The 12,845-nt window shown below is 44.0% G+C and carries 11 protein-coding genes; 1 reads left to right on the forward strand and 10 read right to left on the reverse strand.

Annotated features, from left to right (window positions below):
• Window positions 1-492: 492 nt before the first annotated feature.
• From NSS82_RS29185 to NSS82_RS29220, 8 genes are all read right to left on the reverse strand, one after another.
• Complete coding sequence (locus NSS82_RS29185) at window positions 493-3,210, reverse strand: CHASE3 domain-containing protein (protein ID WP_081386651.1); 2,718 nt, start codon at window positions 3,208-3,210, stop codon at window positions 493-495.
• Window positions 3,211-3,423: 213 nt separating this feature from the next.
• Complete coding sequence (locus NSS82_RS29190; protein ID WP_036682455.1) at window positions 3,424-4,131, reverse strand: DNA alkylation repair protein; 708 nt, start codon at window positions 4,129-4,131, stop codon at window positions 3,424-3,426.
• Window positions 4,132-4,164: 33 nt separating this feature from the next.
• On the reverse strand, window positions 4,165-5,739 hold the full coding sequence (locus NSS82_RS29195) for a histidine kinase N-terminal 7TM domain-containing diguanylate cyclase (RefSeq protein WP_038573761.1): 1,575 nt from the start codon (window positions 5,737-5,739) through the stop codon (window positions 4,165-4,167).
• Window positions 5,740-5,822: 83 nt separating this feature from the next.
• Window positions 5,823-6,344 carry a YcxB family protein gene (locus NSS82_RS29200; RefSeq protein WP_036682157.1) on the reverse strand — a complete coding sequence of 174 codons (522 nt, stop codon included), beginning with the start codon at window positions 6,342-6,344 and terminating at the stop codon, window positions 5,823-5,825.
• A 131-nt stretch (window positions 6,345-6,475) separates the two neighbouring features.
• Window positions 6,476-6,724, reverse strand: a complete 249-nt coding sequence (locus NSS82_RS29205; protein WP_036682161.1) for a type B 50S ribosomal protein L31 — start codon at window positions 6,722-6,724, stop codon at window positions 6,476-6,478.
• Between the two features lie 223 nt (window positions 6,725-6,947).
• Window positions 6,948-7,736 (reverse strand): SDR family oxidoreductase, encoded by a 789-nt coding sequence (locus NSS82_RS29210; RefSeq protein WP_076272943.1) that lies wholly within the window; start codon window positions 7,734-7,736, stop codon window positions 6,948-6,950.
• 16 nt (window positions 7,737-7,752) lie between these two features.
• Complete coding sequence (locus NSS82_RS29215) at window positions 7,753-8,523, reverse strand: DODA-type extradiol aromatic ring-opening family dioxygenase (protein ID WP_038573765.1); 771 nt, start codon at window positions 8,521-8,523, stop codon at window positions 7,753-7,755.
• A complete protein-coding gene (locus NSS82_RS29220) occupies window positions 8,520-9,173 on the reverse strand; it encodes an alpha/beta hydrolase (protein ID WP_038573767.1) in 654 nt (217 codons plus the stop codon). The genes NSS82_RS29215 and NSS82_RS29220 overlap by 4 nt, the downstream gene beginning before the upstream one ends.
• Window positions 9,174-9,316: 143 nt before the next feature.
• Here NSS82_RS29220 and NSS82_RS29225 point away from each other — a divergent pair, with 143 nt between their 5' ends.
• The gene (locus tag NSS82_RS29225; RefSeq protein ID WP_036682170.1) at window positions 9,317-9,868 is read left to right on the forward strand and encodes a helix-turn-helix domain-containing protein; all 552 of its coding nucleotides are present in this window, start codon (window positions 9,317-9,319) and stop codon (window positions 9,866-9,868) included.
• Between the two features lie 6 nt (window positions 9,869-9,874).
• Here the strand turns inward: NSS82_RS29225 and NSS82_RS29230 are convergent, their stop codons facing one another.
• Together NSS82_RS29230 and NSS82_RS29235 are read right to left on the reverse strand one after the other, a co-directional pair.
• Window positions 9,875-10,726 (reverse strand): diguanylate cyclase domain-containing protein, encoded by an 852-nt coding sequence (locus NSS82_RS29230; RefSeq protein WP_036682174.1) that lies wholly within the window; start codon window positions 10,724-10,726, stop codon window positions 9,875-9,877.
• Window positions 10,716-12,812 (reverse strand): cellulose biosynthesis cyclic di-GMP-binding regulatory protein BcsB, encoded by a 2,097-nt coding sequence (locus NSS82_RS29235; protein ID WP_081386652.1) that lies wholly within the window; start codon window positions 12,810-12,812, stop codon window positions 10,716-10,718. Before NSS82_RS29235 ends, NSS82_RS29230 begins: the two co-directional genes overlap by 11 nt.
• Window positions 12,813-12,845 lie beyond the last annotated feature (33 nt).

Below are 12,845 nucleotides of genomic sequence, written 5' to 3' on the forward strand. Positions count from 1 at the left end.
AACAGCGATCCTTCCATTATGGGAGGATCGCTGTTTTGCGTTTGAGACAATAGGTTGGCTGACTCGCTTCAGCCGATTTGAGGTAAATGAAAGCCGGCTTAACGCCTAGGCACACTTTTGCTCGCCTGCTGCAGAGTTTTAGATGATCATAATCGCGAAACTCAAGGACCCAGCTGACGTTATTTGCGATCTTTCCGCCTTCAGAGCAAATTTTCGGACTCCAGCGCCACTATTCATTAAAAAGAAGGGCATATTCGGTGTTTTCCATACCAATAGCGTCAGTGGGGTCCGTTAGAATTACAAATGTGGTAAAAAGCAACGTTAACAGTCAGCTGTGTCCGATAGCAGATTATAGTTACTTCGTTCGCGCAACTTCACTCGAGTTGTCCGAAGTTGGAGGTCTAGTTCAAGGTCAACAAAACAGGGGTGCCCCAGCAGCCATTGTCATGACTGCTAGGACACCCCGTGATTGTTCCCTTCCATATATCTATTTCATGAATCGCTAGCTAGAATCAATTGCATCAACGCTAATAAACGTTCCAGGTTAATCGGCTTGCTGAGATAATCTGTTGCCCCTGCCTGAAGGATTTTAGCCTTATCTTCCTTCATCGCTTTTGCAGTCAGTGCAATGATGGGAATATCCTTCTTTGCGGGCATTTGTCTGATCCGGTTGATTGCCTCATACCCGTTCATCACTGGCATCATAATATCCATAAGAACGATGTCTATAGAAGCTGCTTGCACCAGTTCATATAGGCCGCTCTCTCCGTTAGTAGCTGTAGTTACATGCAGCCCGCGCTTTCTTAGGGTATTTGATAAAGCGAACAAATTCCGTTCATCATCATCCACGATAAGTACATGCTTTTGATTCAGAGAAGTGAAGTCAGTACGTGTATCCGCAGCCGTTGTAGCGGCAAGGACCACTCCACTTCCCATCTCTTGAATAACAGTCGCATGATCAGCCACCTCCACAAGGCTTGGAGCCTCAAGCTGCAAAGGCAAATACACTGTAAAGACACTGCCCGCACCCTCTTGGCTCTCCAGCGTAATTCTACCACCAAGTAATGTCGCCAGCTCTCTGGATATGGATAAACCAAGCCCAGTTCCCCCATATTGACGTTCTGTATTTCCATTCGCCTGTTGAAACGCTTCGAAGATAATGGACTGTTTGTCTTCTGAAATCCCAATTCCAGTATCTTTGATGGCGAAGGCAATAAATACCCCAGTACCCAAATCTGCCAAATCCAGCAGCTCGCCCTTAGTTGCTAAACGGATTTCCAGAGTGACTGCACCTTCTGCTGTAAACTTAAACGCATTGGACAACAAATTTATAATAATTTGCCGTACTCTTTGAGCATCTGAATAAAATAGCAGGGGCAAGTCCTCTCCGAGCTGTATTTGCAAAGGAATCTCTTTTTTGCGGGAAAGCTGACTGAAGTTCTGGATCATTGCCTCCGGAATCTCCGATATATTTATCGCTTCAATTTCAATATTCAGCTTTCCTGCCTCAACCTTGGACAAATCCAGAATGTCATTAATCAGCGCCAGCAGATCTTGTCCCGAAGAATGAATGGCTTTTGAGAATTCAATATCCTCTTCGCTTAAAGCTCCCGACTGATTCTCCATAAGAAATTCGGAGAGCAGCAGAATGCCGTTAAGCGGAGTTCGCAGTTCGTGAGACATGTTAGCCAGAAACTCTGATTTATATTGTGAGCTTTGCTGCAATAACTCTGTGTATTCACTGAGTTCCGTTTGAGCTCTTTCCGCCTCTAGTGACTTTTGTTCCGCCAGCAGTTTCTTATCCTCCAGCTTTCTATTCGTTGCATGCAGTGACTCCGTCTGGATTTGCAGCTCCTCAGACTGAGTCTGTAGTTCCTCGGTATATACCTGTAGCTCTTCGTTTAGACGCTGAGATTGTGCCAGAAGTTGGTCAATCTTCATAATGCTAATCGTACTGTTAATTGCGGAGCCAAAGGCATTCGAAATAGACCCTAGGAACTTAACCTGCAATTGCGTAAGTGGAGCAAAGGCGGCGATTTCCACCACAGCAACTACCTCACCCGAAAAAGAAATCGGCATTAGTAGAAGCGCCTTCGGCGCAGAAATACCCAACCCAGATTGTATGCTAATATAATCCTCCGGCAGATCCTGTATTTGCATCAAGCGCGCCTCTTTAGCACATTGTCCAACTAGACCTTCTCCGATCTGGAATGCCCGCTGATCTGGAATGTTACTGCTTCCGCCAAAAGTAGAGACTCTCTTAAAGAAATCTCGATCATGGTCCTGTGTTCGAACATATAAGGAACCATATGGGTAATCGAGGACTTCTGCGGTTTTGCCAAGAAAAATGTCGCCCAGTTGCGAGATATGTGTGATGCCCTGATACCTCGCCAACAATTCGTTTGCGTTAGCCTGAATCCATATCCGCTCTTGTTGCGTGTCTATCAGATGATTCGTAGCTACGCTCAGATCCCTGATCTCATCATTCGTGGTGATCTCTATCCTTGTCTTCATATCTTCGTCAGATTCCAATTCTGCAATCGTATGGGTAACTTTACGAACCGTACTAACGATGGCGCGTGAATTGATCCACGAAGCGACCATCGCGGTAACCGCTATAATTGCCCAAGCAATATAAAGAAGCTCTAGCAATAATTTATTCTTGTCTGCTTGTCTAGCAATCAGACTGTTGGTGTTCTCTTTCATCGTCTCGCGGTAAGTGCTGATCTGATTACGAATCCGGTCCATTTGATCTTTGCCGTCGTCGGAATTGAAGTATCTTAGGAGCTCAGCGTCCTGTCCCTCTTTTTTCAACTGGATCACATAATTTCCGGACTGTTCGATCCATTGCTTAATTTTACTTTCAATACCCAACAGACGCTGTAGCTGTAAAGAATCATTAGCAGTCAGCACGTAAAGCTTATCATAATTAGCTTCCCATTCAGCCTTACCCAAATTGTAGGGCTCCAGATACTTGTTATCGCCGGTGATGACATATCCACGTTGTCCGGTTTCCATATCTAAAATATTCTTCTCAATTAGATTAGCCAAATTAGTAATCTCTCGATCCTGATGAGAGATGAAGCTGGTTTCCCGCTGTAGAGCATTGATTCTTCCATGCATGACAAAAACAAATCCTAATAGACAGATCACGATTAAAACTGTAATTGACAGTATTTTATACTGCAAAGTGAATCGACGTTTGTTCACAACTAGCCTCCGTCCTGTCTTCTAACTATAAACCCCTTTCTATTCTACATCATTGCAAAAGATTACTTGAATAAGGCTTCATTAATTCTTCTATGTAAATTTTGACTGCTGCTAATTTAAACAATTTCCGCAGGGTTGAAACACTTGTTTTTCCCGGAATAAAAAAAAACCCACAAGTGCCTTTCACCTTGAAGGGTTACCTAAATATCTAACTTAGCAAATACAAGTTTTCTTCTTCACACCAAGCTTCCCAGCCTGTTCAACCTTAGCAATATAATCAACAGCCATGGGAACTTTACAAGCGGTTTGTCCCATGTTCACCTGGACCTTACCTATACCTGCTGCGATCTTTGCTGCCTCCTCATGCAGTTCTGTGATACTGCTGCCCACCATAATTACAAAAGTATTCATCGTATAACGGACACGATTCCGCTCCTGATGAATAGTAGCGCCTACTTGTTGTAACAACTCCCTAATCTCAGCGATGTCCAGCTTATCATCCGGTGTAATTGAAATGTAATTTGCATAAGTGCTCCAGCCGCAAACGGCTATTAGTTCATCCGAGGAACGAATCCACTCTCTCGCAAGTTCCAATCCATATGGACTCTCTGCGGCGAGAGGGGATACTATATATTCCACTACCGCATGCCAACTGGCCGCCGAAGCCCAGCTTTGAAGCTCTTGCTTCGTCATAGTCTTGGGATTGACGGTTAGCCCAGCCAAATACATTGCATCGTAATTGCCTGTCTGATACAAAGCCCTTGCCAGACTCTGATCTTTTTTCACATCCTTAACCAGCTTCTTCATATCCCCTACCTTTACTCCAAATAAAGGTTCCACTGCGCCATGTCGTAAGAAGGTACGTTTCGTCTGCTCTGTACCCATCTCCTCAAGCTTGCTCATCACTTCATCAACAGTCAGATTCATTAGGCCACTCCCTTATCTTCGATGTTCTTATCCCTTTACTGTTTCTCTTATGATCGGTTCACGACCTAACGTAACTCTGTTCTTCCCTGTATTCTTAGAGTGATATAACGCTTCATCCGCTTCCCGATATAAATCTTCGAAAGTCACCTCTCTACGCTCCGTAAAAGAGATTCCGATACTTGCGGTAAGATGAATGCTATCCTGTTCATTCAAGATTATCGTGTAATCACTCATCATTGTACGAAAATTCTCTGCTTCTTTTAAGGCTGCACATTTATCTTCAGCGAAAAAGCATACGGCAAATTCCTCGCCACCCACTCTTCCAGCAATACCTTTATTCTGGTATACCTGAAGTATTTTATTCGAGAAATCAACTAACGCCTGATCGCCCGCTAAATGACCATAAGTATCATTAATTAATTTAAAATCATCAATGTCAAATAACAGCAGAGCCAATCCTAATCCATCCGGGATCGTTTGATTCTGGACCCTTTGCATGAAATGCCTGCGATTATATAGCCCTGTCAGATCGTCAACCGTTGCCTGATAGACCAGCTCACGCTCATACCGCTTCTTCTCACTATGATCACTAAATACAATAAGCATACCCTTATTCTCTGTTGTCGCATGTTCCGTAGCAATTAAAGAAACCCCATAACAGAGCTCCCCTGCGCCAGAACAAACTACCTCAAACTGTCCCTCCGTCCTCTGACTGTAATGAGCTGCAATGTCTTTGTGAGACTTCATAAAAAGATCAATGTTTTTTCCCATCCAGTTATCGTTCGCTATTCCGGTAATGTCGTATAAAATAGCAGTCGCCGCATCATTTATGCCAATGATATTATCATAACGGTCAGTCAGAACTACGCCGTCTTTCATGTGCTCTAGAATTTTGTTTTTGGTTAGAGGGAAGATGGTTAATTTGGAGCTAACAAAAAGTGCGAAATAAGCCGCTATAATCGCAGGCAAATAAGTAAACGCCGTAAAACCTGTAATGGTAATCTTCAAGAGGGGGAGTAAAAAGACGGAAATAACCGGAACTAGCAAACCCACCAACAGCAGCAAATTAGTCCGCAAATAAACTCTCGGGGTATTCAGTAGGGAAACTGCCAGCAAGCAGACTGCATATAGCCCAAAAAGCTGATCATACGCAATAAAAGCCATACTAAGGAGCGTAGGCTTTACAGCAATTCCACTAACACCCGCGACCGTCAGGACGGCCACTTCACTGCGCATCAGATGATGATAGCTATCCGTAAAAATAAGAAGTACATCCATAACAATAGGGATAGAGAAGATTGCAAGCTTCACGGGCAGGCGCCCTGTGGAAGGAGATACGTATTCTTTTACCACAGCATAAGTAAAGAGCGCACTAAAAAAAAGCGGAGCCTGCTGCACATTCTTCCACCACAGCTTAGACTGAAAAGAGAGTGACATAATCTCTCCCGCCGTTGCAACAAATATAAGGCTGACTAACAGCATTAAGATCCACAAATAGCGTCTCCCTGCTAACTTACGGTGCCGATAGGAGCTGACGCCCATGTACAGACTTAGAACACTGCCCATTAATAAGTAATACGGATATCCCTGAATCCATGGCATGCCATATTTCTCCTATTTTTCAAGTCGCTCCTATCATTATAGCCTAATCCTTGGTACAAATGAATCAACAATAACAGCACATCTTATGCCTTAAATTTCACCCGATTGGAGAACATATATTTTCTGGCTAAATCCTTAAATGTTATTTTATCTTGTGCCGATTCAAAGAAACGTTTAGGGATAATCAGCGCTCTCTGTGTGGACACAAAAAACACAAACAAGTTCGTAGTTTCACCTATCTTATGTATCTCTTCCCACTTCACTTGTCCAGTGCCCGCTTCGGAAAGATAAGATATGCCTTCATCTGAAATCGTATAATTTTGCGGTTGCTGAATTAGGCTATCTGTTTTGAACGCCTTTTTCGATTTTTTGATCAAGCTTGCCTTGGTCATATACCATAAGACAGCGGCAAGAATTATAGCAGTCACAGCCAGGATTGAGATGCTTTGAGTACTGTAATCCTTAGTAATTAATAACAAAATCATAAAGTAAGCGACTACGCTAAAAGAGTTGAGTATAATCCGGCTATTCAAGCTGAACCATAAGTTAAACTCCTGAACGTCTTCACTCTTTAGGACTGTATCTACTTTTATTACATTTTCCATCACTGATCGCTCCCTCGACGCCATGTATATTTTTAAATTCATCTCATTTTAACATGCCTGAACACAAAAAAGGGACATCCCCGAAGCGATTGCTTCTACATGGGTTGTCCCTCTTCAATCCGTAAGGATTCTTATTTCTTTTGTGCAAGACGTTGTTTGAACTTGTCAACACGGCCGCCTTGTTCTGTATCTCTTTGTTTACCAGTGTAAAATGGGTGGGATGCGGAACTTGCGTCCACACGGAGCACTGGGTAAGTGTTGCCGTCTTCCCATTCCATAGTTTCATTGGATGATTTAGTAGATGCACTCAAGAATTTGAAGCCTACGCTTGCATCCAAGAAAATCACTTGGTTGTACTTAGGATGTATGCCTTCTCTCATTCTAATCGTCCTCCTTCTGAATAAATTCGTGGAGCCTTTATGGTAAATTATCCAAATGATCTGTAGGTTTATATATAGTATAACCTAATAAACGTAGGAAAATTCGTAAATCTTACGATTTAGACCACCGCTCCATCATACGCTTATTTAGAGTACAAAGCAACTAATATTGAAATTACTAATATTTCCATAACCTTTCAAAGCCTACCCATAACGCCGGAGGTTAGAGCGATTTCACCATTCCTCCATCGACTAAAAGAGATTGTCCCGTAACATAAGTATTCGCAAAAGAGCCTAGAAAAACAGCAGCCTTGCCGAATTCTTCGGGCGTGCCCAATCTTCCTAACGGGATTTGCAGCAGCGCTTCCTCTTGAATCTGCTCCATAGGGATCCCCTCTGCTTGCGCACGTTTGCCGTCTAGTTGAAGAATCCTGTCGGTTGCAATACGCCCTGGTGCGATCGTATTAATTAAAATGCGATCCGCAGCCAGCTCAGTAGCCAAGCTCTTGGTCAAGGCATACACGCCAGCGCGAAAAACATTGGAAAGAATCAGTTCCTCAATAGGCTGCTTGATAGAAATCGAGCTTATATTAACGATTCGCCCTGCCCCAGAAGAGCGCAGATGCGGCAGTGATTCACGAATCAAACGAATAGTGCTCATCAGTGTGAGCTCAAACCCTTGGTTCCAATCCGCGTCTTCCATATCAGCGAAACCTCCGCCATGAGGACCCCCCGCATTGGTCACTACAATATCAAGCCCACCGTTTTTGGCTACAGCCGTTTGAATAGCATGTACGATATCCTCTGGGACAGTCACATCCATCTGAACAATGTTCACCTGCTGTCCTGTGGCTGCCTGAATCTCTTTCTGTGCGTCTACAAGCTGTTCCATACTCCTGCTGGCGATCATTACCTTCGCCCCCTCACGGGCATACTCCAGCGCAGTTGCGAGTCCTAACCCTTTACTTGCTGCGGCTACAAAAACTGATTTCCCACGAAGTCCCAAGTCCATCATTAATGCCTCCTTCTTAATTAAACTCCCAACAGCTAAGACTTAAATTACCATACTGATAACTTCGGTGCAGCAGCTTCGCTTCTTTCCCGTTATCGCCAGCTCCCATAGCTATTATCAGAGGGATAAAGTGCTCATTAGTCGGCACTGCATCAACGCCATAGGGAGCAAGCTCCTGATAGTTAAATAGCGACTCTGTATCCCAAGCTTCCACCCTGTGCTGCAGCCAGTCATCGAATGTCTCCGCCCATTTCTCGACGTTCTCCATTCCCCACTTCACGCTACGCAAATTATGGACGGTTCCACCGCTGCCAATAATCATAATATCCTGCTCACGCAGCTCAGATAAAGCCTTACCCATTAAATATTGCTGTTCATTGGACAGCTCTCGATTAACTGACAAAGATACGACAGGAATATCTGCATTCGGATAGATTAATTTAAGAATAGCCCAAGCTCCGTGATCTAGTCCACGCTCTGTATTTAATTTGCTGACAATCCCATTCTTGTGGAACAGAGACATAATTTGCTGTGCAACCTCATTGTCCCCTTTGGCAGGATAAGTCATTCGATACATCTCATCTGGGAAGCCATAGAAATCATAGATGGTGTCGAAAGTCTCCATAACTCCAACCGACTGTGTGTGTTCTTCAAAATGTGCAGAAAATAGAACAATCGCTTTAGGTTTGACATTCCTCTCAGCGAGCTCCCCAAGAAATTTCGTATATGCATTGTTATCAAGTACCAGAGAAGGGGCACCATGGGCAATAAAGTAAGAAGGTATCATAGTTTGTCACTCCCTAAGTTCTGCAGGAACCAAGCGATCAGGTCCTGCTGATTCTGCGGTAATACACCATGATCCGAAGGATAAGTTTTATAGGTTAATAATGGGGTTAGACCTTCGAAATAAGCGGCTGTTTCTGTCCCCACTGAAATTGGAAATACAGAATCATATTCACCATGCGAGATGAATACCGATACCTCCTGCACACTCTTCAGCTCATAATCTGTCTTCACAAACCCCGGAACATAACCGTTCAGCGCCACAATTCCCCGAAGCGAATTCCCCATTGTAAGAGCGAGTGTCATGGACAAAATGGCTCCTTGACTGAAGCCAAGCAGATAACGGTGTTTAGCATCTATAGGATATTTGTCGGTGGCGTATTCGATAAACTGCTGCAATTGCGATACAGCCTGATCAAACTGCTCACGGATGGGATGACCTAGACTTTTGAGATCATAATATTGAAATCCAGCACCTAAAATCATATTTCCCCGAATCCCGATAATAATAAACTCTTCAGACAAGGGCTCGACAAGTCCGAACATATTCTTCTCATTGGAACCTTTGCCATGCAAGGTGAAGATAACCGGATAAACCCGATTCACATCGTAGCCGGAAGGTAGACTGACATCATATATATAAGGTGCCTTCATACTAAACACTCCTTCAAAATATTTGTAATACAAAAATAATATTTGTAAGGATAATATTATAAACCTCTGGCTAGTATGTCAATTAATAATTTGTTAATATAAAAATATATTTGCTATTACTAATATTAAAAGGGGCTTTACTTATGAATATAGGTTCAAACATTCGTACAATCCGTAAAAGAAAACATATAACGATTGCCCAAATCTGTGAAACTACTGGCCTGTCACAAGGTTTTATGAGCCAAGTTGAGACTAATAAGACCTCTCCTTCGATCGCTACCCTTAGCCTGATTGCTGATGCACTGAACGTTCCGTTAGCTTATTTGCTGTTAAAAAAGGAAGAGCGGATGCAGGTGGTACGATCCAAGGAGCGGCAAATCACCAGCAGTGGAAGTGATCGACTGCAAGTTGAACATTTAAGCTCGGCAGGTGGTGTACGAATGGTGCTTGTCCATTTCCCTCCGGGTACTTCTACGGGTGAAACTCCGCAGGCGCACGAAGGCAAAGAGGTCCATTTAGTGATAAAAGGTGAGGTTTATGCGGAGCAAGGTGAAGATTTCGGGATGTTCCAAGCGGGGGATTCCTTTAGCTGGAATGCCTGTGTGCCACATCTGGTCATAAATAAAGGCGATGAGCCGGCAAGCGTGCTCATCGCCATCCATACAGAGGCTGATAGTGAAACTGTTGATTTTTAAGCTGGCCTACACGTCGTACTCCAGCTGTTTTTTGGCCTGAACAATGAAATCCAGCGGATTCTCAATCGTGCCGGCTTGGTATTCGACCGCCCCAATCTTAAGACCCAGGCTGACCTTATATTTTCTGGAGAAATTATTGTCATTCAACTCCTGAAGCTTGAGCTTAATCCGCTCGATCACAATCTTCGCCCCATCGCTGTCCGTGAACAGCAGCAGGCCCCATGTTGCTTCATCCTTATCTAGCAGATAGAGTGCATCATTGGTACGAATACTCGCCTGACTAAGCTGAGACACGTCATAGATAGCTTCTGCCAGCTGATCTTCAGGAATGATCCGTCTGATCTCTTTCCAATACTTCACCTTCACCACTAGCAGGGTGAGCGGAATCTGATAGCGGGTCGAAATGCTTGTAAATAATGTAGCATCCGTCTGAAAAGAAATACTGTTCCGCAAATTTGTGTTTTCATCGACGATAGCCATATTGGCAGTCTTTTTGCGTAGCTGCTCATTCTCCACCTGCAAATCACGGCTGCTTAAAGTGAATACCCATAGAACGACCGTTAATAGCGGAGTCATAATTAACCAGAAATAAGTATTCAGGCTAATCGTCTCCCCTAGCGTTATCGTCTGGTACATCGTGTAGAATCCGTAAGCAAAGATAAACACCAGATTCAAGACCAGCCCTGCAGTGACCGTTGTAAAATACGTAACAATGGCCAGAATAAAAGCCACCGTTAAAATGATAATATTCTGGAGGTAATCATCCGGCGCCCCGGCAATGAAGACGATACAGAGGAACGATAACACCAGGAATGATAAGAGAGCGATGTCCGACACTAAGCTGCGATTACGTCTCACGCTTATCACCACGTTTCTTCATGTGTTTGCGAAGCAGCAGGATCAGCGATAGAACCACCAGCGTTAGAACCAGTAAAATCACAATGATAAAACTGAGTACATCCGACCGTTCCATTATTTTTTGGGCCACAGAGTCCTCGGCTGCTCCAGTGATCGTTTTGAAGCGGTGTGCGCTGACATTACCGTCTTTATCAACGATTGCACCATCGCCAAACACCTTCCACTTGTCCCGTTCTGTAGCGAGCAGCTTCGATCCTAAGTAATACTCTTCCGAGCTGACTCCCGTAACCGCGAGCAATGCACGTCCCGCCTCAAATGGCGAATCAATCAGCTGCAGTGTTCCGATTCGTGCACCGTATTGCTCTTCAATACTCATTTTCTCATTGGAGCGAATTGTGGTTCCATCTCCGTTATATTGAAAATAAAGCTTAGCATTCTGATCACGGATCACCTTATTATTCTTATAAGCACCAATAGCGATGATATTATTATTTTTCAAATGATCGGCGCTGACAGTATCGGTATAGAACTGGATGTTCCCTATATTTCCGCTGGCATATTTACCAAGCAGATTAAAGATATTCGATACACTTAAATAGGCGTAATCATCCATTTGTTCGGGCAGTACAACCGCTACATGATTATAGATCCCATCGCGGATGAACGGATATGGATAGTTATTAAATAAGAGATCCGTGCGATCCTTCGTATTCAGCTGCATTACAGAATCTTTACTGATATAAGCCCATGGCATTTGATCCCGATCGATAATACATCTGGCTCCTTCGATCTCCAAATCAAAAGCCACTGTCACCGAGAAATTTCCGGAGATATTCAAGTTCTGAGGCACCGAGAGATTAAGAATATCGCCATTCGCCAGTTCCTTAGTCAGCTTCTTACTGCCAATCGGAGTATTGTTGATGCTCACGGTAACCAATGAACGAGTAAAATCCAAATTCTGTGCATAACGGAAATCCAGGCTGATTTTACCGGAATCGGCAATCGAGCGGTTCGCTGGCAATGAAATAAAATACGTCTGCTCCTGATGATGTGCCCCGGTCAGTTTATCACCTGTCTCAGTGAACGTGATGTTAGAGCTAATCGAAAGCGCAGGTGCTGACACTTCTGTAGCATCCGTTACTGTTTTCAGATCACTAGTGATCTGCCCGATCAGCTCTGGATTAGCAATCAAACGACCCGCTTTAATCAGCAAGTTCTCATCCTTCGAGGTTACAACCAAGGTGGGCTGGGTATCCTTATTCACTAGCTGGAGCAGCGCGTGCGTACCCAAATCTTCAGTGGAGCTTAGCTTAGCTTTCAGTTCGCTTGGTACTCTGTCATACATAGCTACCAGTACAACTGCGGCCTTATTCTGCACAGTGTCTGCCCGGTAGGGAAGTAGGGGAATAGTCTTATCATTTAACGTAATCCCCTTAACAAACCCGGAGAGCGCATAAGTGGCTGCTTCCATTTCTGCCGCCGTGCTTTTGTCCGGTACAGTCAGAATACTCTGACTCTTCGTTAAGGTATCTATCCCGGCGAATCGCTCGCTGAAGTCACTGATCCCTCCACTCAAGGGCTTTGCGGTATAAATCACGTTAACACTGGACGTATTGAACAGATGCAGCCAATTATCCGACGTTTCATCGACCGAACAAAAGAGGTCATCTTGACGATCTGTCTTCAAATAGCCCTGAATGCCCAGTGTATTCGTCCCTTTTTTCAGAAACCCCTTGGGTGCCGCAAGGGTCAACAGCTGTTCGCCGTTGTCTTGTAGTGACGGACGAAACGTATAGAACGGGCTGCCGTTTAGCGTTAAGGTAACACTAGAAATCTGCTCTTCGGTAATTTGTGAAATTTGAAAATGCAGTTTGATCTTTACTTGATCCACATTCCAATAATCCAGAACCTCAAAATATTGCTGCTGGGCACTCGAACCTGTTAAGGACGAGTCCGTTCCCGTAAATGAGGTTGTATAAGTCGACTTATGATCCTGCGGCAACGTCTCTGCGGCAGCTGGATGGATTGGAATTAACAAAAGGGAGAGGCAGGTTAACAGTATAACCAGCTGTTTTTTTATCTTCATGTTCTGTTTCTCCTGTGATTACATTTTTCTCAT

This window comes from Paenibacillus sp. FSL H7-0735 (assembly GCF_038008505.1).
GTDB lineage: Bacteria > Bacillota > Bacilli > Paenibacillales > Paenibacillaceae > Paenibacillus_AQ > Paenibacillus_AQ odorifer.

Bases quoted from the DNA above. Each gene is read 5' to 3' on its own strand.
- NSS82_RS29205 (WP_036682161.1), bottom strand. From the start codon at position 6,724: ATGAGAGAAGGCATACATCCTAAGTACAACCAAGTGATTTTCTTGGAT.
- NSS82_RS29235 (WP_081386652.1), bottom strand. From the start codon at position 12,812: ATGAAGATAAAAAAACAGCTGGTTATACTGTTAACCTGCCTCTCCCTT.
- NSS82_RS29200 (WP_036682157.1), bottom strand. From the start codon at position 6,344: ATGGAAAATGTAATAAAAGTAGATACAGTCCTAAAGAGTGAAGACGTT.
- NSS82_RS29210 (WP_076272943.1), bottom strand. From the start codon at position 7,736: ATGGACTTGGGACTTCGTGGGAAATCAGTTTTTGTAGCCGCAGCAAGT.
- NSS82_RS29195 (WP_038573761.1), bottom strand. From the start codon at position 5,739: ATGCCATGGATTCAGGGATATCCGTATTACTTATTAATGGGCAGTGTT.
- NSS82_RS29220 (WP_038573767.1), bottom strand. From the start codon at position 9,173: ATGAAGGCACCTTATATATATGATGTCAGTCTACCTTCCGGCTACGAT.
- NSS82_RS29225 (WP_036682170.1), top strand. From the start codon at position 9,317: ATGAATATAGGTTCAAACATTCGTACAATCCGTAAAAGAAAACATATA.
- NSS82_RS29215 (WP_038573765.1), bottom strand. From the start codon at position 8,523: ATGATACCTTCTTACTTTATTGCCCATGGTGCCCCTTCTCTGGTACTT.